The 23,969-nt window shown below is 58.8% G+C and carries 24 protein-coding genes; 20 read left to right on the top strand and 4 right to left on the bottom strand.

Translation table 11 applies throughout. The features are described 5' to 3' along the window. Positions 1–5 precede the first annotated feature (5 nt). From QP965_RS09995 to QP965_RS09955, 9 genes are all read left to right on the top strand, one after another. The gene (locus QP965_RS09995) at positions 6–197 is read left to right on the top strand and encodes a ubiquitin-like protein Pup (RefSeq protein ID WP_239278812.1); all 192 of its coding nucleotides are present in this window, start codon (positions 6–8) and stop codon (positions 195–197) included. Next, positions 197–1,615, top strand: coding sequence for a Pup--protein ligase (gene pafA / locus QP965_RS09990; protein WP_284844828.1), 1,419 nt, complete (start codon positions 197–199; stop codon positions 1,613–1,615). The genes QP965_RS09995 and pafA overlap by 1 nt, the downstream gene beginning before the upstream one ends. 36 nt (positions 1,616–1,651) lie before the next feature. Further along, positions 1,652–2,638 carry a helix-turn-helix transcriptional regulator gene (locus QP965_RS09985; RefSeq protein ID WP_284844827.1) on the top strand — a complete coding sequence of 329 codons (987 nt, stop codon included), beginning with the start codon at positions 1,652–1,654 and terminating at the stop codon, positions 2,636–2,638. Between the two features lie 2 nt (positions 2,639–2,640). Beyond that, positions 2,641–3,597 carry a helix-turn-helix transcriptional regulator gene (locus QP965_RS09980; protein WP_284769007.1) on the top strand — a complete coding sequence of 319 codons (957 nt, stop codon included), beginning with the start codon at positions 2,641–2,643 and terminating at the stop codon, positions 3,595–3,597. Positions 3,598–3,694: 97 nt separating this feature from the next. Then, the gene (tatA, locus tag QP965_RS09975; RefSeq protein WP_269945208.1) at positions 3,695–3,958 is read left to right on the top strand and encodes a Sec-independent protein translocase subunit TatA; all 264 of its coding nucleotides are present in this window, start codon (positions 3,695–3,697) and stop codon (positions 3,956–3,958) included. Positions 3,959–4,066: 108 nt separating this feature from the next. Then, on the top strand, positions 4,067–5,161 hold the full coding sequence (gene tatC / locus QP965_RS09970) for a twin-arginine translocase subunit TatC (RefSeq protein WP_502869263.1): 1,095 nt from the start codon (positions 4,067–4,069) through the stop codon (positions 5,159–5,161). A 21-nt stretch (positions 5,162–5,182) separates the two neighbouring features. Then, positions 5,183–7,999 (top strand): DEAD/DEAH box helicase, encoded by a 2,817-nt coding sequence (locus QP965_RS09965; RefSeq protein WP_284844826.1) that lies wholly within the window; start codon positions 5,183–5,185, stop codon positions 7,997–7,999. A 32-nt stretch (positions 8,000–8,031) separates the two neighbouring features. Beyond that, a complete protein-coding gene (locus QP965_RS09960; RefSeq protein WP_284844825.1) occupies positions 8,032–9,159 on the top strand; it encodes a M24 family metallopeptidase in 1,128 nt (375 codons plus the stop codon). Further along, the gene (locus QP965_RS09955) at positions 9,159–9,905 is read left to right on the top strand and encodes an SDR family oxidoreductase (protein ID WP_284844824.1); all 747 of its coding nucleotides are present in this window, start codon (positions 9,159–9,161) and stop codon (positions 9,903–9,905) included. Before QP965_RS09960 ends, QP965_RS09955 begins: the two co-directional genes overlap by 1 nt. Positions 9,906–9,919: 14 nt before the next feature. Here the strand turns inward: QP965_RS09955 and QP965_RS09950 are convergent, their stop codons facing one another. After that, positions 9,920–10,705 (bottom strand): precorrin-3B synthase, encoded by a 786-nt coding sequence (locus QP965_RS09950; protein ID WP_284844823.1) that lies wholly within the window; start codon positions 10,703–10,705, stop codon positions 9,920–9,922. Between the two features lie 85 nt (positions 10,706–10,790). Between QP965_RS09950 and QP965_RS09945 the strand changes: the two genes are divergently transcribed. Genes QP965_RS09945 through QP965_RS09935 form a run of 3 tightly spaced genes read left to right on the top strand, consistent with a single transcriptional unit; the run spans position 10,791 to position 13,821 of the window. Then, positions 10,791–11,393, top strand: a complete 603-nt coding sequence (locus QP965_RS09945) for an FxsA family protein (RefSeq protein ID WP_284844822.1) — start codon at positions 10,791–10,793, stop codon at positions 11,391–11,393. 2 nt (positions 11,394–11,395) lie between these two features. Further along, on the top strand, positions 11,396–12,922 hold the full coding sequence (lnt, locus tag QP965_RS09940; protein ID WP_502869262.1) for an apolipoprotein N-acyltransferase: 1,527 nt from the start codon (positions 11,396–11,398) through the stop codon (positions 12,920–12,922). 5 nt (positions 12,923–12,927) lie between these two features. Beyond that, entirely contained in the window at positions 12,928–13,821 is an 894-nt protein-coding gene (locus tag QP965_RS09935) for a polyprenol monophosphomannose synthase (RefSeq protein WP_225746958.1), read from the top strand. Between the two features lie 78 nt (positions 13,822–13,899). Here the strand turns inward: QP965_RS09935 and QP965_RS09930 are convergent, their stop codons facing one another. Then, positions 13,900–14,283, bottom strand: a complete 384-nt coding sequence (locus QP965_RS09930) for an RNA polymerase-binding protein RbpA (RefSeq protein WP_023021567.1) — start codon at positions 14,281–14,283, stop codon at positions 13,900–13,902. Positions 14,284–14,614: 331 nt separating this feature from the next. On the opposite strand from QP965_RS09930, the gene QP965_RS11605 reads away from it, so the two are divergent. From QP965_RS11605 to QP965_RS09910, 4 genes are all read left to right on the top strand, one after another. Further along, a complete protein-coding gene (locus QP965_RS11605; protein ID WP_448343282.1) occupies positions 14,615–14,755 on the top strand; it encodes a hypothetical protein in 141 nt (46 codons plus the stop codon). Between the two features lie 3 nt (positions 14,756–14,758). Next, entirely contained in the window at positions 14,759–15,460 is a 702-nt protein-coding gene (locus QP965_RS09920) for a YceI family protein (protein ID WP_284844820.1), read from the top strand. 14 nt (positions 15,461–15,474) lie between these two features. Continuing rightward, positions 15,475–15,639, top strand: coding sequence for a hypothetical protein (locus tag QP965_RS09915; RefSeq protein WP_284768999.1), 165 nt, complete (start codon positions 15,475–15,477; stop codon positions 15,637–15,639). A gap of 583 nt (positions 15,640–16,222) precedes the next feature. After that, entirely contained in the window at positions 16,223–17,131 is a 909-nt protein-coding gene (locus QP965_RS09910) for a Dyp-type peroxidase (RefSeq protein ID WP_284844819.1), read from the top strand. Positions 17,132–17,157: 26 nt separating this feature from the next. On the opposite strand, the gene QP965_RS09905 is transcribed toward QP965_RS09910, so the two are convergent. Next, positions 17,158–18,471, bottom strand: a complete 1,314-nt coding sequence (locus QP965_RS09905; protein ID WP_284844818.1) for an SAM-dependent methyltransferase — start codon at positions 18,469–18,471, stop codon at positions 17,158–17,160. A 233-nt stretch (positions 18,472–18,704) separates the two neighbouring features. On the opposite strand from QP965_RS09905, the gene QP965_RS09900 reads away from it, so the two are divergent. The 4 genes from QP965_RS09900 to QP965_RS09885 all read left to right on the top strand — a co-directional run bounded on the left by QP965_RS09900 (position 18,705) and on the right by QP965_RS09885 (position 23,263). Next, positions 18,705–20,048: an NAD(P)/FAD-dependent oxidoreductase gene (locus QP965_RS09900; RefSeq protein ID WP_005324756.1), complete on the top strand. Its 1,344-nt coding sequence runs from the start codon at positions 18,705–18,707 to the stop codon at positions 20,046–20,048. Positions 20,049–20,292: 244 nt separating this feature from the next. Then, the gene (gene thiM, locus QP965_RS09895; RefSeq protein WP_284844817.1) at positions 20,293–21,105 is read left to right on the top strand and encodes a hydroxyethylthiazole kinase; all 813 of its coding nucleotides are present in this window, start codon (positions 20,293–20,295) and stop codon (positions 21,103–21,105) included. Further along, positions 21,106–21,735 carry a thiamine phosphate synthase gene (thiE, locus tag QP965_RS09890; protein ID WP_284844816.1) on the top strand — a complete coding sequence of 210 codons (630 nt, stop codon included), beginning with the start codon at positions 21,106–21,108 and terminating at the stop codon, positions 21,733–21,735. It abuts the gene before it with no gap. Continuing rightward, positions 21,728–23,263, top strand: coding sequence for a bifunctional hydroxymethylpyrimidine kinase/phosphomethylpyrimidine kinase (locus QP965_RS09885; protein ID WP_284844815.1), 1,536 nt, complete (start codon positions 21,728–21,730; stop codon positions 23,261–23,263). Before thiE ends, QP965_RS09885 begins: the two co-directional genes overlap by 8 nt. On the opposite strand, the gene QP965_RS09880 is transcribed toward QP965_RS09885, so the two are convergent. After that, positions 23,260–23,862 carry a class I SAM-dependent methyltransferase gene (locus QP965_RS09880; RefSeq protein WP_239278830.1) on the bottom strand — a complete coding sequence of 201 codons (603 nt, stop codon included), beginning with the start codon at positions 23,860–23,862 and terminating at the stop codon, positions 23,260–23,262. The genes QP965_RS09885 and QP965_RS09880 overlap by 4 nt on opposite strands. Positions 23,863–23,969 lie beyond the last annotated feature (107 nt).

Below are 23,969 nucleotides of genomic sequence, written 5' to 3'. Positions count from 1 at the left end.
ATACCATGTCAACCCACCAGTCGCAGGTCACCGGCGGTAACGGCGGCGATGACTCCACGGGGGAGGAGGAGTTTACCTCCACACAGCTGAGCATCAATACTGCCGGCACCGATGAATTGCTCGATGAGATCGATGGGCTGCTAGAAAACAACGCCGAGGAATTCGTGCGCTCTTATGTCCAAAAAGGCGGGCAGTAATGGTGGGTGACCAGCGCCCCGTCTTCGCCCGTCGCATCATGGGCATCGAGACGGAATATGGCTTAACCACCAGCGCGGGCCCAGGAGAACGCGTCCTGAGCCCTGATGAAGCGGCGCGCGTGCTTTTCCGGCCCATCGTTCAGGAACATTCTTCCTCTAATATCTTTTCCACCAACGCGAGCCGCCTGTATCTCGACGTCGGATCCCACCCCGAGGTAGCCACCGCCGAGTGCGATAGCTTGAGCCAGCTTCTGGCCTATGAATGCGCTGGCGATGCGATAGTCAACCGGCTGGGCGAACAAGCTGAACAGGCCTTTGCCGCAGAAGGGCACCCGCGCGCGGTGTACCTGTTTAAGAACAACGTGGACTCGGCCGGCAATTCTTTCGGCTGCCACGAAAACTACCTCATCAGCCGCCACATGGTGCTCAAGGATTTGGGGCTGGCACTCCTTCCGTTCCTTATTACCCGCCAGCTCATCTGCGGCGCCGGCATGGTGCAGCCCGCTAAGGGCGATAAGCCCGCCCAATTCCTGCTCTCGCAGCGGGCGGACCAAGTCTGGGAAGGCGTATCTTCTGCCACCACCCGCTCACGCCCCATCATCAATACCCGCGATGAACCACACGGCGATTCCAAGCGCTTCCGCCGCATGCACGTCATCGTGGGCGATTCCACCATGGCCGAGCCCACCATGGCCCTAAAAGTCGGTTCCACGCTGCTCATCCTGGAAATGCTGGAAGCCGGATTTGACCTACCGGAGTTCGACATCGAAAAACCCATTCACCATATCCGCGCCATCGCGCGCGATATGACGGGCTCGACCGAACTACCGCTCGCAGGAGGGGGATCCGTCACCGCACTCGAGGTCCAGCAGCAACTATGCCAGCGCGCAACCCAATGGTTGGAAGAACGCGAAGACGCCGGAACTCCCACGGCAGAAATGCGGCGCGTGGTGGATCTCTGGCAGCGCACGCTGCACGCCATTGAGACTCAAGACTTCTCCGGCGTGGACCGAGAAATCGACTGGGTCATCAAATTGGGACTGCTCGAGCGCTACCGTGCACGGCTGGGCGGACACTGGGACCACCCCAAGCTCGCCCAGATTGATATGACCTATCACGATATCCGGCCGAGCCGCGGGCTCTTTCATGTACTGCAGCGTAAGGGACTTATTGATCGGTGGATTTCGGACGCCGACATCGAACGCGCCATGGACACCGCGCCCGCGACCACTCGCGCCGCGCTGCGCGGGCAGTTCCTGTCCGCTGCCCGTAGCCTCGGGGCCAACGTCACCGTTGACTGGACGCGCCTTAAGGTCAACCGGCCTGAGCCACGCACCGAGGAGCTTCTAGACCCCTTCGTGGCCCACGAAGAGCGGGTCGATGCGTTGCTAGACTATATGCGTCTACACCACAGCTAGAAGCACACGAGCCGCACCAGGGAGACAACACAACACGTGGCAGCACACAACCCCGCGCCGAAACGGCATGATGAGGCGGTAGAAAGACTCACCAACCTCTCTTTCGCGCTACAGGGCGCCGCCAACTCCGGCGGTAGCCCGGATCGCACCGCCTCCTGGATTCGCCGGCATGTGGCAGGATACGGCGATAAATCAGATGAAGCCTTCGCCAAATCACTGGCCCGAGATATCGCAACCCTCCAGCGCGCCGGGGTGCCCATTGTGCATTCCGGTAGCGAAGATGGTGCGCGTTATCGCCTTGACTCGAGCAGCTACCAGCTTCCTCCGGTGGAGTTTTCCCCTGAGGAGGCCATGGTTCTAGGCATTGCAGGAGGCGTGGGTACCACCGGAGGCTTAAGCGATTTTTCCCTGTCGGGTTGGACAAAGATTGCTGCCAGCGGCGCCTCGCGCAACCTCGCAGGCGCACCGGTTTACACGGCGGTCAATGACATCACGCGACTCGCCCCAGAAATCATCACCGCGGTGCTCGCTGCGGTGCGCAATCAGCTCCGCATTACGTTTTCCTACCGTGCTAATCCGGCTACTGAGCCGGTACGCCGTATCATGGACCCGTGGGGAGTGGTCAACCGGGACAGCCGCATCTACCTCGTGGGATTCGATGTGGACCGCAACGAACCGCGCGTCTTTCGCGCCCTCCGCGTCTCTGACATCAAACGCTCGCACGATCCCGCGGAGCACACCAGCCCCACAGTGGACCTGCAGGTCTTGGTAGAGCGTGCACTGCAACGCGGGGAAAAGGTGGATGCACGCCTTGTCATCCCGGAGGGGCAGGCGCGGGAGCTCATGGATGCTGGCAAGCAGCAGCCCGACGGCACGGTGATGCTGCGCAAAGTGGATAAGGACTGGCTCGTACGCACCGCGGCTGGGTATGCGCCGGAGGTACAAGTGGTGGAACCAGCCGAAGTACGCCAGGAGGTCGTTTCCCTTTTGCGCAGGGCAGCACATCCGCAGGAAGGACGCTAGTCATGGCTGATGGATCACAGAAGCTCCAGGCGCTCGTGCGCTCTTTGAACCTGATTCCGTACTTCAAGAATCATCCCGACAAGACGCCCATGGAAGCGGCCAAGGACTTAGGTATGGAACCCGGCGAGCTGAAGGAAGCTCTCGATCGCCTCTTTTGCTCCGGCACGGGGCGCAATACCGAAGACCTCATCGATCTCTCCTTTAGCTATCGCGATGGGGTAACCATCCATAATGATCAAGGCTTAAGCCAGGCACTGCGGCTCACCCCAACCGAAGCCGGTGCCTTGCTTCTTACCTTGGAGTCCTTGCAGGCGATGCCAGGGCTAATCGACGCCCGCGCGGTCGAATCCGCCGCCGCTAAGCTGCGCGGCATCATGGATGAAAGAACTGTTGCCATTTATGATTCGCTATCTACTCCAGCCCCTGAAGAGACGGATATCCAGGCGCTTTTGTCCCAGGCGGTTGATGAACGAAAGCGGATCCGGCTGCACTACTGGAGTGCTTCTTCGAATGCAGAATCCGAAAGGGTAGTGGATCCAGCCCGCATTTTCATCGTCGATTCCGAGGCCTACTTGGCCGCTTGGGAGGAAGCAAAGCAAGCGCATCGCACCTTCCGCATCGACCGCATTAGTAATGCTCGCATCGTGGAGGAAGAATCCCAACCGCACCTGAAAGACCTCGACTTTGATGCTTCTTCACCCTTTAAATTGGGCGATGGGGACACCGTGCAACTAGCAGTTAACCAAGAATTCACGTGGCTGGCTGAATATTACGATATGCGCCTAGGCGAAGACTTAGGAAATGGGGAAGTAGCTGCAACGATGCCAATGGGATCAGTGGATTGGCTTATTCGCTTTGCCCTTGCTCAAGCTGATAGGTTGCGGGTAGTGGCTCCTCAATCCGTGGTAAACCTCATTGCGGAGCGAGGAAACACCGCCTTGAGCGGCTATACTCAGTAGCCAGTTACTTGCCCGTTTACTGCGCCCGCCCGCCGGCAGATAAGTTGGCGGTGATGCTTCCCGGCATGCTGGTGCACTAATTGAAAGAGGTTTCTCCATGAGCATAGGACCTATGGAAATTGGCCTAATCGTTCTTGTCATCGTCTTGCTATTCGGTGCAAAGAAGTTGCCGGAATTGGCACGCTCTATTGGCCGTTCCGCGCGCATCTTCAAGTCTGAGGTCAATGAGATGCATTCCGAGGAAGCCCAGCGTTCTCAGTCTCAGGCACAGCTGAACCAGAAGCAGCAGTCTGATGAGGAGTTCTGGAACCGCCCAGACATGCAGCCGGGCCAGCAGAACAACACCAACACTCAGCAGTAAACGCCCCTAACCTGTCGCCGCGCGAACACCCCTACAGCGCGCGGATATGCACCCGCAATCCGTGCAGTAGGGAAGTGTTCGCTTCTTTGCGTTGAAAGAGCCACACTGATGTCGTCACAGTCACAGCCTCTATCTCCCCAGAAAGCAAACAAGAGCGTGAAGGGTAAGCTGCGCTTTTCGCGCAAGCAGAAGAACCCCACCGGGGAGATGACCTTGGTGGAGCACCTGCAGGAGCTGCGCCGTCGCATCATTATTTCCGTGTTAGCGGTTGTCGTCGGGGCCATCATTGGGTTCATTTGGTACCAGCGAGCACCATTCGGGCTATCTCCGTTGGGTGAAATTCTACGAGAACCGTATTGTGCGCTGCCCCCCGATAAGCGAGCATCCTTCAGCGCGGACGGCGAGTGCCGACTATTGGCCACCAGCCCGTTTGAAATGCTCCTGTTGCGCCTAAAAGTAGGTGCCTTGGCTGGCACCGTATTGTCCTCGCCGGTGTGGCTGTACCAGGTCTGGGCCTTCGTTGTGCCTGGTCTCCATAAGAACGAGCGCCGCTACACGTTGAGCTTTGTCAGCGCCGCGGTGGGCCTATTCGTTGCCGGTGCCGTGCTGGCCTATTTCATCTTGTCCGTGGGTTTGGAATTCCTCATGGGCATCGGCGCCGAGTATCAAACAGCGGCCCTGACCGGTGAGCGATATTTCTACTTCCTCCTGGCCCTGCTGCTTATCTTTGGCATTAGCTTTGAAATCCCACTGCTTATCGTGTCTCTGAACCTTATTGGCGTGCTCGAATATGAACACGTCAAAGACAAGCGTCGCATCATCATTGTCGTCGTGATGATTTTCGCCGCCTTCGTCACCCCAGGCCAGGACCCTTTCTCGATGGTGGTACTGGCTGGTTCACTCATCTTACTCATCGAGATCGCATTCCAGTTCTGCCGCCTCCATGACAAGCGCATGCAACGCGAACGCCCCGAGTGGATGGATCTCGATGATGAGACTGCTTCGCCGCTTGGTGCTGGACCAGGAGTCATCGGCGGGCCAACCCCTGTCGAGGCGCCGAGCAGAGTAAACCCTTCACCGGGATCTACTCAACCCGTTTCACAGCCAATACAACAGGCACAGCAGCAGCCACAGCAGACATGGAGCACCGGCGCCAGTGGGACTTCGTCGACCAGCGGCGGCTTTTTCGACGATGTACTCTAGGCACGGGTAGCCTGGGGAGTCATGACTGAAACTCATCTGGATTCTTTTACCGCAGCCCTGCCATACCCGTTGGATGAGTTCCAGGTAAAGGGCTGCCAGGCCGTGGAGGACGGTCATGGCGTACTGGTTTGCGCGCCTACTGGCGCCGGCAAAACCATCGTGGGCGAATTTGCTGTCTCTTTGGCGCTGAGCCGGGGAACCAAGTGCTTTTACACGACGCCGATTAAAGCCTTGAGTAACCAGAAGTACCACGACTTGGTGGAAGAGCATGGCGAAGAAGCCGTAGGCCTGCTCACCGGTGACGTATCGATCAACTCTGATGCAGAGATCGTCGTCATGACCACAGAGGTGCTGCGCAATATGATTTACGCAGAATCCGCGGCTCTGGATCGTCTAACCCACGTGGTCATGGATGAGATCCACTTTTTGGCTGACGCCTCCCGCGGCGCAGTGTGGGAAGAGGTCATACTCAATCTCGCGGATCATGTCTCCATCATCGGCCTATCTGCCACAGTGTCTAATTCGGAAGAATTCGGCGATTGGCTTTCTACCGTGCGCGGCGATACCACCGTCATCGTCTCCGAACACCGCCCAGTTCCCCTCGACCAGTGGATGATGCTGGGGCGCAAGATTTATCCGCTCTTCGAGCCAGAATCTGGCGGCCAGGTCAACTCCGAGCTAGAGCGTAGGATCCAGCGCCTTGAAGCCGGCGATACCGACGATGGTCGCGCAGACTATAAATCCGGCAAGGGCTTTCGTGCGCGTGCGCGTCACAAGGGTGGCGGACGCAGCGAATTCCACGGTAAGGGAAAGGGACGCTCCGGCGCCGCTCGGCAGCAGGATCGCTATCGCCCCTTAGGCCGCCCAGAGGTATTGAAGGTATTGCAATCGCAGGACATGCTTCCGGCGATCACCTTCATTTTCTCCCGCGCCGGCTGCGACGGCGCTCTTTATCAGTGCCTGCGCAGCCGCATGGTGCTTACCTCTCAAGAGGAGGCGCAGCAGATCAAGGAGATCGTCGATGCGGGTGTGGAGGGTATCCCTGAAGAAGATCTGCAGGTCCTAGACTTCAAGCGCTGGCGCGAAGCCCTGTCCCGCGGCTTTGCCGCGCACCATGCAGGTATGCTGCCCGCCTTCCGGCACATCGTGGAAGACCTATTCGTACGCGGGCTCGTCCGCGCCGTGTTTGCCACTGAAACGCTCGCACTCGGCATCAATATGCCGGCGCGCACCGTGGTTCTAGAAAAGCTCATCAAGTTCAATGGTGAGGCGCACGTCGATCTCACCCCAGGCCAGTACACGCAGCTGACTGGCCGGGCAGGACGCCGTGGCATCGATACGTTGGGCAATGCAGTCGTGCAGTGGGCTCCCGCCATGGATCCGCGTCAAGTAGCTGGCCTTGCTTCTACCCGTACGTATCCTCTCATTTCCACTTTTGCACCGGGCTACAATATGGCGATCAATCTGCTGGGAATGCTTGGTTTCGAGGATTCTCTCCGCCTTTTGGAAAAGTCTTTCGCGCAGTTCCAGGCCGATGGATCCGTCGTGGAGGAAACTCGCGAGATTGAACGCGCCGAGCATCGCGTGCAAGAACTGCGCAACCAGCTCGATGATGCCGTGGCCTCGCTTGCACCACCTGCTAAAGACGGGGAGGATCCCGCCGAGGTTCTCATGGACTATGTCCGCCTGCGCCGCGAGCTCACAGCGGAAGAAAAGCAATCAAAAATCGATAGTGCCAATCAACGAAACCAAGAGGTTATCGCGGTACTGGGGCGCCTGCAGCTGGGCGATGTTATTGCCATGCCCGGCAAGAAGCGTCCTATTCTCGCCGCGGTTGTTACTCCCGCTAACCAAACTGCGGATCCCCGCCCGTGGATTACCACTGAGTCCGGGTGGTCTGGCCGTATCGATGCAGCCGGAATCAATAACCCACCGATCCAAGTCGGTAGCATCAAGATCCCCAAGCCGGTGCGCAAGAACCCGCGCCGCAATACCCGATATGTGCAGGATGTTTTGCACCGCGAACACTTTGACCGTCCTAAGCGCATGAAGTCGCACACCCGCGCTCGGCCAAATAAGCGGGTAGGTCAGTTGCGCGACGCACTGCGTGCTCATCCAGCTCACGAGTGGCCGGCTACTGACCGCGAACAGCTGGCGGGCCTGGCACAAAAGCTTGCACGGCGTGAGCGTGATCGGGACAAGCTGCAGTCCAAGGTCAATAAAGCCACGGATACATTGGGCCGCACCTTCGAGCGCATCGTGGACCTCCTCGCAGAGATGGACTACGTCGAGTTCACCGGGGCCGGTGCCGATCGCACGCCGGTGATCACGGAGGAAGGCGAGCGCCTTGCCAAAATTCACAGCGAATCCGATTTGCTCGTGGCTCAATGCCTCAAGCGCGGAATTTGGGATGAACTCGATCCTGCAGAGCTGGCCGGCGTTGCCTCCCTGTGCTGTTTCGAAAACCGCAAGGCCACCAGTGGGCAACCGGAAGCAGCCACCGAGCGCATGGCTGACGCTATGAATGCCACGTGGCGCGTGTACACCGAACTTACCGCTGATGAGCAGCGCCACCGGCTGCCGCCCACCCGTGAACCAGAGGCCGGATTCGCTTTGGCCGTACACCAATGGGCGGCTGGGGCGCCTTTGGGCTACTGCATGGCTGCGGCAAATGAAGCCGGCGCCGAGCTCACCCCCGGTGATTTTGTCCGCTGGTGCCGCCAAGTTATTGACCTGCTCCAACAGGTGGCTAAGACGGGGTACGACGGGGAAATTCAGCGCAACGCCCGCCGGGCCATCGACGCAATTCAGCGCGGTGTCGTAGCCATAGGCGCCTAAAATCCGCGGCGCGGACGAGTAGACTCTTGGGTATGACTGATACTCAGACTTTTTCCGCTGATGTCTACGCCCAGCGTCTGCACGCCGCCCAAAAGGCGGCTGCAGACAAGGGCATCGATCTGCTCCTCATTGGTACGGGACCAGACTTTGCCTACCTCACCGGCTCCTGGGTTTCTTCCCACGAACGCTTGACGGTCTTGGTCGTGCCGCAGCAGGGCAATGCATGGATCGCCGCGCCTAATACCGATATCACCGATATCAAGGCTGCTCCAGTAGGTGAGCTAGATGTAGAGTTGCGTGGCTGGAATGACGGAGAAAATCCTTATGAGCTTGCACTGCATGGCGCAGGCGACGGACTAGGCAAGGTAGCGCTGGGACAGTCGCTGACTGCAGACCACGTGCTGCGTTTCCAAAATCTGCTTCCACACGCCAGCTATGAACTGGCCACTTATGCATTAGCCGAGCTTTTTACCCGCAAAGACGAGGCTGAAATCACTGAGCTGCGCAAGGCCGGCCATGCCATTGACGCGGTCCACGCGCAGGTACCGCAGCTTTTGCAGGCCGGTCGCACCGAGGCCGAGGTGGCCCACGAACTGGAAAAGCTCATTCTGCAGGAGCATTCCGTTATCGATTTCGTCATCGTCGGCTCGGGCCCGAATGGCGCCAACCCGCACCATAGCTTTTCGGATCGCGTGTTGGCTGAGGGCGAGCCAGTCGTCGTCGATATCGGAGGCACTTTGCCTTCCGGCTACCACTCCGATTGCACCCGCACCTACGTTGTGGGCGGGGAGTTTTCCAAGGCCCCGCAGGATTTCCAGGATGCCTATGCCGTGCTTGCCGACGCCCAAGCTGCCGCCCGCGCAGCATCCCACCCCGGCAGCACCGCCGCAGACATCGATGCCATTGCCCGCCAGGCGATCTCGGCAGCCGGCTGGGGCGACTACTTTGTCCACCGCACCGGACATGGCATCGGCCTGTCCACGCACGAGGAGCCTTTCATTATGGAAGGCAACGATCTCGCCTTGGAAGAGGGCATGGCCTTTTCCATTGAGCCGGGTATTTACTTGGAAGGCAAGTGGGGTATGCGTTTGGAAGACATCGTGGTGCTGACCAATGATGGCTACGAGTCCCTCAACCAAGCTCCGCGTGACGTCCGTTAATGGCTGGCGTACTGATTCTGGGCGGCCGCAGCGATATTGGCGGAGAAATCGCTAGGAGAGTAGCCCCAGGCCACGATATTGTGCTCGCCGCTCGTGGCACTCACGGAATGGAGCGCATGGAAGGCCAGCTCAGGGCGGCAGGTGCGCGCAGCGTGCATCTGCTTAATTTCGACGCCGCAGATTTTCCGTCCCATGCCGGTGTGGTCGATCGCGCCATAGAGCTGGCAGGCCCCCTTGAGCTTGCTGTCGTCGCCTTTGGCATCCTGGGCGATCAGCAGCGGGCAGAACGCGATGCTTCCCACGCGGTCGACATCGCCACAATCGATTATGCCGCGCAGATTTCACTGCTTACGCTGGTTTCGCAGCGAATGGACCGCGGCCATATCGTTGCCTTTTCCTCGATAGCAGGCTGGAGGGCCCGCCGGGCAAACTACGTGTACGGATCTACCAAGGCTGGTCTTGATGCCTTTTGTCAGGGGCTGGCGGACAAGCTGCACGGCAGCCAGGTAGGCCTTATTACTGCGCGCCCTGGCTTTGTCATTGGCAGCATGACGGAAGGAATGAAGCCGGCGCCACTTTCCGTGCGTCCGGCAGATGTGGCCGAGGCAGTAGTCGACTGCATTGACCGCGATGCACGGCGCGGTAAGCCGCGTTCGCGCACCGTGTGGATTCCTCGGGCTCTGCAGGGCCTAGCGTGGGTCATGCGGCTTGTACCGCGCCCACTCTGGCGGCACATGCCGCGCTAAACCTTGCGCTCTCGTTACTCTGCGCGTAGCAGAGGAGAGTTGATGTCGAAGATAAAACCGCGTGGGGCGAGTACGCGCAGCACCACTTCGGCATCACCCTCGGCAATATTGTGAAAGACTAATCCGCCCCACGGGGTGACGGTGATGTCTACCTCCAACTGGCCGATAAGTTGCGCAAACTCGGCAGGGATGGCGCCGCGGTGCACGCCCGCACCCAGATCGACAACGCCCGCGGGCGAATGCTGATCCAGCCAACCAATAGGGCCGGGCTCTGCCAAAGCGGAGGCATTATGCTCAGCGGAATCCGAGTTCTGGAGTACCTCCTCATAGTGCTGGGCAGCAGCCTGTGGAGTCAGTGGGGCAGAGGGGGCGTCGCCAAGCGGGGAACACTCAAGGCGCAGGGCTCCGTCCCCGCCGATGCTAAGGCTGACTGCGGCCGCGCCGGTCGGTACGTCGTCGTGGGCGATAACGGCCAGTCCGGGACCGCCTTCCGCCGCTCCCAGCTCAGCGGCGATGTCCTGGGCCGTTTGCTTGGCCTCCGCCGACAAAGGCGAAGCCAGCACCGGCATCGCCGTGGCGCGCAATTGCAACTGCTGGAGCTGCTGATTGAGTGCCTCTGCATCCTTAATACCGCGCAGCTCGATTGCGGAAAACCGGTCGATGTAGACATACCCATCCGCACAAGCACTGGCGCACTGCGCCAAAGTGACCCAATCCTGGGCGTGGGTGTTGCCGCCGGCAACGTGGATGCGGATGCACGTGCCGTACTGGGGGTCTTCAAAAAGCGCAGGAGTAAACATGCGCACTAGTCTAACCTGCCACGGCTGCAGCTTCGCGCATGAGTGTTGCCAGCACTTTATCAGTCTGCCTCGTTAGACTGAGACCATGCCGTTTATGTATTTTGCTCTCTACATGGTCGCAGAGACCCTGACCTTCTGGGCCGTCTCTAAATGGATCGGTGTTGGCTGGGCGCTTATCGCACTCTTTGTCACCATGTTCTTCGGAATGTCCATCGCTGGCATTGAAGTGCGCCGTTTGATGGGAAAGCAGGTCGAACGCACTGGAGACGGTACATACGTGGTTCGCGGCGGCAATGTGGGCAAGACCGCCAGCAATGTGGGCCTTACCTTGGTAGGCGGCATGTTGCTTTCTTTGCCGGGCTTCTTGACGACGATCCTCGGAGCCCTCTTTATCTTCTCGCCGACCCGCGCCGTCTTCCGCACGATGATGGCGGCCTCTTTGTACCGCAAGATCGAAAACATGGGCGTTAAAATCTACGAGGCCACCCCAATGGCGCAGCAGCACGACTCTTATGGCGACTTTGGCTCCTTTGGACGTGGCCAAGCAACCCAAAATGGGCACCCCAGCACGCAGGATGCTGGCCCGCATGAGGTGTTGGATGAGGAGGAAATTCGCCGCTGGAGTGAGAACCTGGATCCAGATGACTTCGGACCCTCCGGAGGCGAGTCCAAGGGCGGAAAGAACTAGTGATGCTGACTCTTGCCCGCCTCGTAGTGGCGGGTCTTTCAGGCCTGCTCACGTATGCCGCCATAGAGCCCCGTGGCTGGTGGTGGGCTGCCATTGTGGGCGTGGGCTTGCTGTACGCGAGCTTGCTGCCGTGGGGAACTAGGCACGTTTCCGCCCGCGTAGGCGCGCTTCTTGCAGTCGCGCATTCGCTCGTGCTGTACCTGCTAACACTGCCTTGGATCGGCGAATTGGTGGGCAGCGGGCCATACATCGCTTTGGCCGTATGGCTTTCGGTATACGCCATTGTGCTGGGCCTTGGCGGCGCGGCGGTAGCGCGGTGGAAATACGGTTTTATTGCCTTCCCGTTCTTCTACCTCGCGGTGGAGGTGCTGCGTTCTTCGGTACCTTTCGGCGGTTTCTCTTGGGTGAAATTGGCTTGGGGACAAGTCGACGGACCGCTAGCCAACCTGGCGCCGTGGGGCGGAACCTCGCTCATTACCGCGGCCACAGTTTTGTGCGGCTGCGGTCTCGCTGCGCTGCTAATTCAACGCGGTTGGAAGACTAAGGGTATCGCTCTCTTGGCGGCTATCCTTCCCCTTGCAAGCGCGACGGTGGCAGGCTTGGGAATCAACCGAGACGATTCCACTGTCGGGGAAGCAAAGGTTGCCGCAATCCAAGGAAACGTACCTCGTATAGGCCTAGACTTTGCCGGGCAACGCCAAGCGGTCCTCAACAACCACGTTGCAGAAACAAAGAAGCTGGCCGCACGCGAAAAGGACATTGACCTAGTCATCTGGCCCGAAAACTCCTCCGATATCAACCCATTCCGTGACGGCAAGGCAGCCACGGCGATCAGTGGTGCCGTCGATGCGATAGACGCACCTGTTTTGGTTGGCACCGCCACGCGGGATGAGGTGGGAGCCCGCAACACCATGCAGGTCTTTGCTCCCGGACATACGGTGGGAGACCATCACTATAAGAAGTACCTGCAGCCCTTCGGTGAAACCATGCCCATGCGGGATTTCTTTGCCAAGTTTTCTGACTATGTGGACCTCGCCGGCGATTTTAAGCCCGGTAACGGCCCAGGTGTGGTCTCCATGGCGGGCGTGCCGGTTGGCGTGGCAACGTGCTACGAAGTCTCCTTCGATAACGCCTTTAGGGAGTCGGTGAAAAATGGCGCGCAACTGCTGACGACGCCTACCAATAACGCCACCTTTGGCTATTCCGATATGACCTACCAACAATTGGCCATGAGCCGGTTGCGTGCGATGGAGACGGACCGAGCCGTGGTGGTGGCGGCGACTTCTGGTGTATCCGCCATTGTTCACCCGGATGGACGCGTTAGCCAGTCCACGGATATTTTCACGGCGGACGCCTTAGTAGAACAGTTGCCCTTGCGTAGCGGCGAGACCTTTTCCGTGAGGTTTGGTTCGCCCCTGCAATGGCTCATGGTTATTATTGGAACAGTCTGCGCACTGGTAGCTTTGCGCACAAACCGCCTGCGACGCACCCCGCGCCGCTCCGGCACAGATACATACGTAGGAGCATAAACACTGTGAGCACGCTTGAATCCTCGACCTTGGTCATCATCCCGACCTATAACGAGATCGAAAATCTTCCTCTCATTACTGGACGCGTCCGTGAGGCCGTCCCAGAGGTCCATATCCTCATCGTGGACGATAACTCTCCCGATGGAACTGGTGACAAGGCCGATGAATTCGCAGCGCAAGATGACCACATCCATGTTCTTCACCGCGAGGGCAAAGGTGGCCTGCTAGGCGCTTATATCGCCGGCTTTGAGTGGGGATTGGAGCGCGACTACCAGGTGCTGTGTGAGATGGATGCAGACGGCTCCCACGCCCCGGAACAGCTTCACCTGTTGTTGGAAGAGGTGGACAAGGGCGCGGACCTAGTTATCGGCTCCCGCTATATTCCAGGTGGCGAGACCGTCAACTGGCCAGCGTCCCGCGAATACCTGTCCCGTTTGGGCAATATTTACATCTCCGTAGCGCTGGGCGCTGGGCTGTCCGATATGACCGCCGGTTACCGTGCGTTCCGCCGCGAGCTGCTCGAGTCCATCGACTTTGATGAGCTGTCCAAGGCCGGTTACATCTTCCAGGTTGATCTGGCCTTCCGTGCCGTCAAGGCTGGCTTTGACGTCCGCGAGGTTCCCATTACCTTTACCGAGCGCGAATATGGCGAATCTAAGCTTGATGGTTCCTTCGTGAAGGATTCCTTGCTCGAGGTCACCAAGTGGGGCGTTGCCCATCGCGCTGAGCAGCTGCAGGACTTCGGTGGCGCCGTGTCCCAGTTGGTCAACCGTGAAGTCAAGGACGGCTCCATTCACGATCTAGGCGTTCAGGCCCGTAAGGGCGCCGGCTGGGTCTCTGACTTCGCCAGCGAGATCGGGCATCTGGCAAAGCACCAGATTGCGCAGCTCAAGAAGTAGGCGCAACCGCAACGCATAAGGCCCGTACCGTCCCTTAGTTAGAGTAGGGAGGTACGGGCCTTTTGCTGCCGCAGAACTTTAAGAGTTCTTTTGCTGCTGCTCCTGCTGTTCCTTCAGGAGGCGGGCTGCGGAACGGCGGCGGGAGCGCAGGTGGTTAATGCGCTCTTCAAGCAGCTCATCGAGCTCCTCAATGGAGCGGCGCTCACGCAGCATATCCCAGTGGGTGCGTGGTGGCTTAGCGGGCTTAGACTCAACGCCTTCACCTTCTACCAGGTGGCCCAGCTTGCCATTCTTGCACATCCATTCTTCAGGGATTTCAGCATCATCCGCGAAAGGCACCTCGTAAATCTCGCCGTCTTCGGTGCGGTACTTCACCATCTGGCGCGGTGCGAGGTCGTGGTCGCGGTCGGTTTCGTAGCTGACTGCGCCCATACGGCTGCCACGGAGTACGCGATCTGCCATGCAACATCATCCTTTTCAAAGAGATCCCTGATTGAGTGCGAAGCAAAACTTCGCCTAAGAGCTACTAATTATAACGAACACCCACGCGTCTTTGTTCCCAGCCCGCCCAAAATGAACTAAAGTGTATCGGGTGATCCGTACAGCTAGTCGTGAACGCAACGTCGGTTCCTGCCAATGGTGTGGGAAGGACATTGACCAAGGCGGTAGGGGACGGCCACGGAAGTTTTGCAGCGCCTCCTGCAAGCAGCGGGCTTATGAGCAAAGAAATAACGTCAGTGGCACGGGAATTCCCGCCAATGCCGTGATCCTTACTCCAGACAAGGCAGAGAGTTTGCGCGACGGACTTTTTGAACTACGTTGTTCCGCAGAAGATATCAATACCGCCGCGGAGGAAGGCGCTAGTGCGCAGGAGCTTGCCGGTTTGTGCGAAGAGCTTGTTGCCCTGGCGCGACGCCTAGAAGGACTTCGATAGAAGATGAAAAAGCTTTTTTATAACCGCAAGCTCGTCATCACAATCTTTGTGGTGCTGATTGTGTTGCTCACCGCCGTGGCCATTGGCCCGATGGTGTATTCGCTCCTCAAGGGCGCCGGAGTAAAGACCGAACCAGTTTCCGCCGACGGCGCAAAGGCCGCATCAACGGAGCTCGATGGCGCCTGGGAGGTAGCCAAGGGCCGTGCTAATAACCATACCTCGGTTGGTTTTACCTTTAATGAGGTTCTACCTGCGGAAAAGACCACCACATCGGGTTCAACCACGGAGGTAACCGGCCAGGCGGATATTTCTGATTCCACCCTGAAAACCGCCACGGTCACTGTTGATATGGACGAGCTGACCACGGATAAGAAGGTCCGCGATCAGAACATGAAGTCCAAGCTCTTTGAGACCCAGCTGTTCCCAGAGTCTTCTTTTGAGCTGACTAAGCCGGCTTCGCTTGCCGACGTCCCTGATGACGGCACCATTGGCAAGGTTGAGCTCACCGGCGATCTGACGATCAAGAATAAGACGCACGAGATCACTCAAGATTTTGACGTCCTTCGCGATGGAGACCAGATAGTTATCGGCGGTACCGTGCCAGTTGATCGCCTTGATTACGGCGTAGAGACCCCGGAGATGCTCGCCGCAAAGGTCGAGGAAGACGGCGAAGTAAATCTCCGCATTTCTTTCGAGAAGAACTAGCGGGGGCTTAGCCTGTGAATTCCCGTCAGATTATCCCGTTTATGTGGCTGCGCCTCGTCGTCGTCATCGGCTTTACTATTTTCGTAGCCGTTCAACATATGTGGGTCATTGTGGCCATCTCGGTTCTTTTGGCGCTGTTGACTATATGGCAGCTGTGGAGTGCTTACCGGAATCGCTAGTTAGGCCTTCACGGTGTTGGGGGAACTTCCCCGAATAACGTCAGTGTGACGTTATATAGTGGTGTAGTTGACCCCGCTAGAAGGGCATATCTTTGCCGATATCAGTATTTTCGGTCGCCGAGCAAAACGCCGCCACTAATAGTTGGCCCCGGAATGAAGAGGTCCGGAAAGACAGATGGGGCCGGCTGTCACAGAGCTGAACTCCAATGAGCTACAAGCCGGAATCGATACATGCGCCTGAGTCTGGCAGCCGGCGGAGGGCGCGGCAAAGGCCGCGGGGCGCCGCCAAGCAAAGCGCCGTAACATCGCGTGGAAATTGAAGGAGGCTGAACCGGGGTCCAATAGATGGGCCGGAAAGATGAGTTAGCGCTCGGGCGCATATGGGAGCGATACACGATGGCCTTCGGATATCCGTAATTGTCCGATAATGTACATTATGTCACTTTAAAGATGGGTGCGGTTCCCTCTCTTTGCTCTATCGTCGTACATGGCTTGCTGTCGCGGTCCTGAGATGGCCTCCACCAAGGGGCAATCCCACCCCGCTGGCGTCCTGAAAGGCAGACGAGTGCGTAAAATTGACACCATGACAATTCAGCACGTAGTAGATAAGCCTTCCCGCGCAGCTCTCTTTCTTGTCCTTGAGATCAAGGACGGCGGTGAGCAAGCCACTCGCGATATGCTCACGGGGTTTGCCGGACTGTTTAAGTCCGTTAACTTCCGCTACAACGAAGGCGAGCTTTATACCGTAGTCGGCATTGGTGCTTCCATGTGGCCGCGTCTGACCAGCGCACCGATGCCGGAACGCCTCAAGGAATTTGAGGCAATTGACGCCGCGCATAAGGCCCCGGCCACGCCAGGCGATATTCTTCTCCACTTCCGTGCAAATAACTATGACCTGTGTCATGAGATGGCCCGCCAAGTACTGGATCAGCTGGGCGATGCCGCCAGGGTTATCGATGAGACCCAAGGTTTCAAGTACCTAGACCAGCGCGACTTGCTGGGCTTTGTGGATGGCACCGCCAATCCCCTCGCCGAAGAGGCTTTAGATACCGTGCTGCTTGGCGACGACGCCGACTACCCCCGTGGCTCCTATGTCACCGTCCAAAAATATATCCACGACCTAGCCAAGTGGAACGAGCTGAGCACCGAGGAGCAAGAAAAGGTGATCGGCCGCACCAAGGCCGACGATATCGAGTTGGATGACGATACCAAGCCCACTAATTCTCACGTAGCCCTCAATGACCTAGAGGAAGATATTTACCGCGAGAACATGGTCTTTGGCTCTTTCGCCGCGGGTGAGATGGGTACTTACTTCATCGGTTATGCCAAGGACCCAGAAAACGTCATGGAGCGCCTGTGCAATATGTTCATTGGCAAGCCGGAGGGAAACTACGACCGCATCTTGGACTTTTCCACCGCGCTTACAGGCACCAATTTCTTTGTGCCCAGCGCGGATCTGATGAAGAACTTCGACGAGCTGCCGCTGGCCTAAGGGCCACCCGCCTTACGGCCGCCCGCCTAACGCCGACCCCCGCGGTTGCGGTGGGCCAACCCAAATTGCACCGAGTCAATCATCCCGAGCGTCATAAGGGCCTCGCGGAGGGCAAATTGGAAGGTCCACAAGCGGCGGAAGACTGGGTCGAATCCAGCGGCCGCTGCCTCCCGTAGGTGCCCATCAAAAAAGGATCGCTGCTGACGCAGGGACTCCAGGTAATGGGTGCCCACGTGTGTTTCGGACACGATGCGCAGGTTCGAGTTCTTATCTACTAGCTGGTGCATTTCGGTGGTGAGCGGATAGTCCAACCCCGGCCACACATAGGCTCGCAAAGCCTGAAGCGAGGCCCTACCGGCCTCAGTCATCGACTCGGTCGCCACGATGGACTGGATTCCTGCCCGGCCATTAGGCGTCAAGAAGCGGTCGACTGCGCGGATGTACTCCTTGCGCTCACTAGGGCTGAGTTGTTCTATCTTTTCTACGGTGACGATGGCGTCATAGTGCCCGTGCCACTGCTTGGGGTTCGGGACGACGCCGGGAATGCGCTCGACATGGATGGAATCGTCTGCCCCCTCTAGTACGAGGGCCTCGCGCATGTGGCTCATTTGGTCCACATCACTTGTCAAAACGTCTACTGTAGCGCGCCGCTTAGTCGCCCGCATCGCGGGCTGCATTCCGGCAGCCGGGTACACCAACAGGTGGGTTCCGGCGCCGGTACGGGTAGCGTCTAGCAGCCAATCCGCTGCGCGGCGCTGTGCATCTCCCAGATCATCCCTGTCCACACTTGTGGGCTCACTCAGCGTCGTGACATCGACGAAGTGGCTCTTCGGTTCCTTGCGGCCGGCCTTGGGGCTATAGCTTTCCACCGTTTCCCTAATGGTGGTCGGTACACCACTGGAAAATATCCCACCTACATGGCTTAATCCATCGCCGGCATAAAGCCGAACCAATTCCAGCGGCAGCTCCCCTGGCTCCGACTTACCAGTACCAAGCATTTTGGCCTTGGGGAGGTAGCCTGCTCCCAATAGGCGGCCGAGCACCTTTACCAGCTGCGAGGAGGAGGTGACGGTCCACTCTCCTGCCATATAACTTTCCGCAAATCCCAGCCAACCGCTAGCGGCAATACGCTCGAACAAGGCATCATGCCCCACCTTGAGATCTGGTCCACCTTTGGCTTCGAGGTCAAGTTCTAGACCGGCATCATCGCAGGCCTTGGCAAATTCAGCCTCTGCCCGGCGGGCTTTCATTCCAGGCCAACGAGGTGCGGGAACCGTAGCCACATTGGGCCAGGATTCTGCATCGATAGAGCTCAAATGCTCAGGGCGGGTAAAAGACATAATGCCAGGTGCGCTCCTTGGTGGGCGGAGGAAGTCACTATCCGGAACAACCTTAGTCAGCTTTGTGCGCACCCCGGTTTAGGCGCTCCGCACAGCCGCGCCGGTTCTTCCCGCGGAATCTGCAACGCAGCGGCGGAAGTTTATCAGTCATTAAGTATGCGCGTTCTGTTTGAAGTGTTTAGACTGTATGGGTACTAAACATTAGCTTTCTTAAGGAAGGTAGCATTAAATCCATGACTGATACCCCTTATCGCCCCAACGGTGGCCGCCACCACGTCGTCGTGGTTGGCGCCGGCTTCGGTGGTCTCAACACCGTTCAGAAGCTGAAGAACGCCGATGTGGAAATCACCCTCATCGATAAGAAGAACCACCACCTGTTCCAGCCGATGCTGTACCAGGTAGCTACCGGCATGATTTCCGCCGGTGAGGTTGCCCCTTCCACCCGCCAGCTGCTGCGCGATCAGGACAACGTCCACTTCGTCAACGCTGAGGTAACTGATATCAATCTGGCGGATCAGACGGTGACCGCCGAGCAGGACGAGTTCTCCCGCACCTATGCTTATGACTCCCTGGTTGTCGCCGCAGGTTCCGGTCAGTCCTACTTTGGCAACGACCACTTCGCCGAGTTCGCCCCTGGCATGAAGACCTTGGACGATGCCTTGGAGCTGCGTTCCCGCATCATCTCGGCGTTTGAAAAGGCTGAGCTTACTGACGACCCCGCAGAGCGCGAGCGCCTGCTCACCTTCATCATCGTTGGTGCTGGCCCAACCGGCGTTGAGCTCACCGGCCAGATTGCCGAACTGGCAAACCGTACCCTCAACGATGTCTACTCCAACTACGGCACCACCTCCGCCAAGATCTACCTGCTCGATGGCGCCCCACAGGTACTGCCACCATTTGGCAAGCGCCTAGGCCGCAAGGCGCAGCGCACCTTGGAAAAGGAAGGCGTACAGGTTCACCTCAACGCCATGGTGACCGACGTAACCGCGGATACTGTCACCTACAAGGATATGAAGACCGAGGAAGAGACCACCCTGACGGGTGCTACCAAGATCTGGTCCGCCGGTGTGGCCGCTTCCCCACTGGGCAAGATGGTTGCAGAGCAGGCTGGTGTCGAGGCAGACCGCGCAGGTCGCGTCTCCGTCAACGAGGACCTGACCGTAGGCGAGCACAATAACGTCTACATGGTCGGTGACATGATCTCCCTCAACCGCCTGCCGGGTCTGGCACAGGTTGCAATCCAGGGTGGCGCGCACGTCGCTAAGCTCATTCAGGCCAAGGTGGATGAGGAATCTACCGCTAATGAGAAGGAAGCCTTCGACTACTTTGACAAGGGCTCCATGGCCATCGTCAAGCGCTTCAACGCCGTCGTTAAGCTGGGCAAGACCGAATTCGGTGGCTTTGCAGGTTGGGTAGCATGGCTCGGCCTGCACCTGACCTACGTCATTGGTCTGCGCAGCCGTTTGGCCGTGCTGGTTAACTGGGCAACCAATATCCTCTCCCGCGACCGCGGCAATCTGGAAATCACCACCCAGCAGCGCATCGCACGCAATATCATTAACAAGAACGAGAAGTAATATCTCATCGCTCGCATCGCCGCCCCACCTGCTGCACGCAGGCTGCGGGCGGCGATTTTTATTTTCCCGGACTACCCGTTATTAGCGCCGGCGATTCCACAACTGGATACCCGGACGCTGGTTTTCGCACATAGTTTCCGTGACCTTTGTTAGGCTGAGACACGCAACATGGGGTGCCACACACGGTGCGGCTGAGAAATACCCATCGAACCTGCACTCAGTTAGAACTAGCGAAGGGATAGTTGTGGATTATGCTTTTCTGCGCGCACACGACGCTGTGCGCGAGTCCACGCCGCTTATTCAATGTTTGACCAATAAGGTCGTCAGCAACGTCACCGCCAACGCCCTGCTGGCCATCGGGGCTAGCCCGGCAATGGTCGATACGCCAGAGGAATCGCGCGAATTTGCGCAGGTAGCCAGCGGCGTACTCATCAATTGCGGTACGCCCAGCTCAGAGCAATACGGCGGCATGCGCGAGGCCATCGCTGGGGCGAACTCCGCCCACACCCCCTGGGTACTCGATCCGGTAGGCGCCGGCGGCCTGAGCCACCGCACCGATTTCATGCGCGAGGTGCTGCCACTTGGCCCGGGCGCAATCCGTGGCAATGCCTCAGAAATCATTGCCCTCGCAGGCACCGGACGGGGCGGCCGAGGCGTCGAATCTACCGATGGCGTGGAAGCCGCCCTGGATTCGGCAGTAGCACTTTCCAGGGATACCGGCGCCGTCGTGGCCATTTCCGGCCCGCGAGACCTTATCGTCCACGTCGGCGCTACAACGCGTGCCGTCTACCTCGAATCAGGGCACCCGATGCTCCAAAACGTCATCGGTACTGGCTGTTCCCTCGGTGCTATCTGCGCCGCATATCTGGCAGCGTGGGAGGATCCTTTCGAAGCGATTATCGCCGCCCACGCGCACGTTGGTGCGGCGGGAAGCGTGGCCGCCGAGAAGCACCACGCCCCCGGCTCCTTTGCCGTTGCTTGGCTGGATGCGCTCTATGGTGTTCCGACCGCGGATATCGAGGGCCTGGTCAAGCTCACTGACCTAGAGGAGGTTTAAGTGTCTATTGACTGGACGCTCTACCTGGTCACCGATCCAGATCTGGCTGGCGGGCGAGACAACGTGGTTTCCATCGTGCAGGAGGCTGTACGCGGCGGTGTTACCGTTGTCCAGCTCCGGGACAAAGAAGCCAGCGATGAACAGATCGAGCGCACCGCACGCGAATTGCTTGACGTACTGGGCGATGTCCCGCTATTCATCAATGACCGCGTAGAGGTGGCAGCAAAGCTCGGCTGCCACCTGCACATTGGGCAGGATGATATGGCTTTTCGCGAGGCCCGAGAGAAGCTGGGTGAGGGACAGCTTATTGGCTTGTCCATCGGCAGTAACGAGGAGCTTGCTGCTATTGCGGACGATGCGCGCCCAGACGTCATCGGCATCGGGCCCGTGCATTCGACTGCAACGAAGAAAAACGCCCCAGCCGGCATGGGTACGGCTGCGGCCGCAGCACTCGCTCACGCCGCACATGAGCGTGGCATCGAGTCCGTCGCCATCGGCGGAATCAAGACCCATAATGCGCACGAGCTGGCGGGCAGCGAGTTTGCCGGAATTTGCGTAGTCAGCGACATCATGGCGGCCGAGGACCCCGCAGCAGCCGCCGCCCACCTTAAGGAGGCTTTCCATGGCTAAAGGGATCTATCCCCGAGTACTGTCCATTGCCGGTACTGATCCCACCGGCGGAGCCGGCATTCAAGCCGATTTGAAATCCATCTCTGCCGCAGGCGGCTACGGTATGAGCGTCGTGACGGCGTTGGTGGCTCAAAACACTCAGGGTGTTCGCAGCGTCCACATACCACCGGTGGACTTTCTGCAGGAGCAGCTAGACTCCGTCATCGACGATGTGGAGATTGATGCGGTAAAGATTGGCATGCTTGCCGGCTCCGCCATTACCGCCAAGGTCGCAGACTTCCTGCGGCGCCTGCCGGACGATGTCCCCGTGGTACTTGATCCGGTAATGGTGGCAACCAGCGGAGATCGCCTGCTGGAGAAGGAAGCAGAACAGGCCGTGCGCGATCTCTGCTCCCAGGTGGATCTCATCACCCCGAACTTGAAGGAATTGGCAGTCCTTACCCAGACGGACGAGGCGAGCGACCTAGAAGAGGCGATTGCCACGGCAAAGGCGTGGGCAAAGGCTGCTAATACCGCGGTCGTCGTCAAGGGCGGGCACCTTCATGCCAACATCGCCGACAATGCGGTGGTCAATGCGGATGGGTTGGTACACCGCGTTGCCGCAAGCCGAGTGGACACGAAGAATACGCACGGAACTGGCTGTTCCCTCTCTTCTGCCCTAGCCACCCGCCTGGGAGCCGGCGATAGCCCCGCAGCAGCTCTGGCGTGGTCCACCCAATGGCTGCACGAGGCGATTGCTAATGCGGATGCGCTTCACGTGGGCAAGGGACACGGACCCGTGGACCACCTGCACCGCTCGCAGCGTCTCATGCAGGCGGCCTCTGCCCTGCCCCAGCCGTACTTATCCGGCAAGCTGGTAGAACTGGAAAGCGTCGACCAGCCCCGCGTTCCCGCGGCCGGCCCACACACGCAACGCCTGTGGAACCTAGCCAGGGATCACTGGGAGGCTATCAAGGCACTGCCCTTTATTCGGGCCTTGGGCACGGGAGCGTTGGAAAAGGATGCCTTTGGCTTCTACCTCGACCAAGATGCCCAGTATCTTAATGCTTACTCCAAGGCATTGGCTCGCCTCGCCAGCCAAGCCCCAGAAGCGGCACAGCAGCTGCACTGGGCTGAGGGAGCGCATGATTGCTTGGCGGTGGAGGCCGAGCTGCACCGCGGCTGGCTCGAAAGCGATATCACAACCGCAGCCTCCCGGGTTACTAGCGCCTATACGGATTTCCTCATCCGCTCGACGCATACGGATGACTACGTGGTGGGCGCTGCGGCGGTACTGCCCTGCTACTGGCTGTATGCAGAGGTAGGCCTCCACCTTGCAGAGTTTGATTCCCCTGAGCACCCCTATCACTCATGGCTCTCCATGTACGGCGGCGAGGACTTCCTTAACGGGGTTCGCGCGAGCCTCGACATCGTCGAACAAGCCCTCGCCGGGGCGGATGAGCGCACCCGCCTGCGGGCCGAGCGCGCCTATATCACCGCCAGCCACCATGAGGTGGATTTCTTCGACCAAGCCGATAGGCGCTTTTAGGCCAGCAAGTCCGACCCAGGGCGCGAAAGAACGGCGACTAAGAAGGTGGAATGCTCCGAGAAGAGCTTCATGTCCCACGAGGAGAAAGTGAAGTCGACTCGGTAGCCCACCTTCTGCGCCATGTCGAGGAAATCAGAAAATTCCCACCCACGGCCCTCGCCGAAGCCGGTGACGAGGCGACCACCGGGCTTGAGAGAATTATAGATATTGCGCAGAGCGGGCTCGCGGCCTTCCTTTGCTAGAAAGCCCATGACATTGCCGGCAGACACGGCGATATCAAAGGGACCTTCTGGCACCTCTTCCTCGCACAGGTCTCCCACGAACCATTGCCCCTCTGAGAAATCGTGCTCAGCGTGCTCGATGAGAATGGGGTCTACGTCGACGCCTACAACGCTATGGCCACGGCGAAGCAGCTCGCCGCCGACGCGGCCGGTGCCACAGCCGGCATCGAGGATGGTGGAGTTGCGCTCCACCATGGCGTCGATAAGCCGGGCCTCGCCATTGATGTCTTTACCCTGTGCAGCCAGCACCTTCCATTTGCGAGCAAAGTTATGGGAGTGCTCGGGATTAGCTTCGGTTACTTCTTTCCACGTAGGCATAGATTCGATTATATTACCCGGCTTCGGTGTAAGATTTACCCGCTGCGTAAAATCGCCGCCTGCCCATTGGGAAAATACCCGCACTACCGCGCAAAGGAGGCTGAAAA

The sequence above is a fragment of the Corynebacterium sp. MSK074 genome, from assembly GCF_030229735.1.
GTDB lineage: Bacteria > Actinomycetota > Actinomycetes > Mycobacteriales > Mycobacteriaceae > Corynebacterium.
This window is presented reverse-complemented; position numbering and strand designations above follow the sequence as displayed.

What these genes read in the sequence shown, in the direction of transcription:
- QP965_RS09880 (WP_239278830.1), bottom strand. Translation starts at nt 23,862, where the DNA reads ATGCCTACGTGGAAAGAAGTAACCGAAGCTAATCCCGAGCACTCCCAT.
- pafA (WP_284844828.1), top strand. Translation starts at nt 197, where the DNA reads ATGGTGGGTGACCAGCGCCCCGTCTTCGCCCGTCGCATCATGGGCATC.
- lnt (WP_502869262.1), top strand. Translation starts at nt 11,396, where the DNA reads ATGCTGACTCTTGCCCGCCTCGTAGTGGCGGGTCTTTCAGGCCTGCTC.
- tatA (WP_269945208.1), top strand. Translation starts at nt 3,695, where the DNA reads ATGAGCATAGGACCTATGGAAATTGGCCTAATCGTTCTTGTCATCGTC.
- QP965_RS09945 (WP_284844822.1), top strand. Translation starts at nt 10,791, where the DNA reads ATGCCGTTTATGTATTTTGCTCTCTACATGGTCGCAGAGACCCTGACC.
- QP965_RS09900 (WP_005324756.1), top strand. Translation starts at nt 18,705, where the DNA reads ATGACTGATACCCCTTATCGCCCCAACGGTGGCCGCCACCACGTCGTC.
- QP965_RS09995 (WP_239278812.1), top strand. Translation starts at nt 6, where the DNA reads ATGTCAACCCACCAGTCGCAGGTCACCGGCGGTAACGGCGGCGATGAC.
- QP965_RS09885 (WP_284844815.1), top strand. Translation starts at nt 21,728, where the DNA reads ATGGCTAAAGGGATCTATCCCCGAGTACTGTCCATTGCCGGTACTGAT.
- QP965_RS09955 (WP_284844824.1), top strand. Translation starts at nt 9,159, where the DNA reads ATGGCTGGCGTACTGATTCTGGGCGGCCGCAGCGATATTGGCGGAGAA.
- QP965_RS09980 (WP_284769007.1), top strand. Translation starts at nt 2,641, where the DNA reads ATGGCTGATGGATCACAGAAGCTCCAGGCGCTCGTGCGCTCTTTGAAC.
- QP965_RS09965 (WP_284844826.1), top strand. Translation starts at nt 5,183, where the DNA reads ATGACTGAAACTCATCTGGATTCTTTTACCGCAGCCCTGCCATACCCG.
- tatC (WP_502869263.1), top strand. Translation starts at nt 4,067, where the DNA reads ATGTCGTCACAGTCACAGCCTCTATCTCCCCAGAAAGCAAACAAGAGC.
- QP965_RS09910 (WP_284844819.1), top strand. Translation starts at nt 16,223, where the DNA reads ATGACAATTCAGCACGTAGTAGATAAGCCTTCCCGCGCAGCTCTCTTT.
- QP965_RS09920 (WP_284844820.1), top strand. Translation starts at nt 14,759, where the DNA reads ATGAAAAAGCTTTTTTATAACCGCAAGCTCGTCATCACAATCTTTGTG.
- QP965_RS09905 (WP_284844818.1), bottom strand. Translation starts at nt 18,471, where the DNA reads ATGTCTTTTACCCGCCCTGAGCATTTGAGCTCTATCGATGCAGAATCC.
- QP965_RS09960 (WP_284844825.1), top strand. Translation starts at nt 8,032, where the DNA reads ATGACTGATACTCAGACTTTTTCCGCTGATGTCTACGCCCAGCGTCTG.
- QP965_RS09950 (WP_284844823.1), bottom strand. Translation starts at nt 10,705, where the DNA reads ATGTTTACTCCTGCGCTTTTTGAAGACCCCCAGTACGGCACGTGCATC.
- QP965_RS09930 (WP_023021567.1), bottom strand. Translation starts at nt 14,283, where the DNA reads ATGGCAGATCGCGTACTCCGTGGCAGCCGTATGGGCGCAGTCAGCTAC.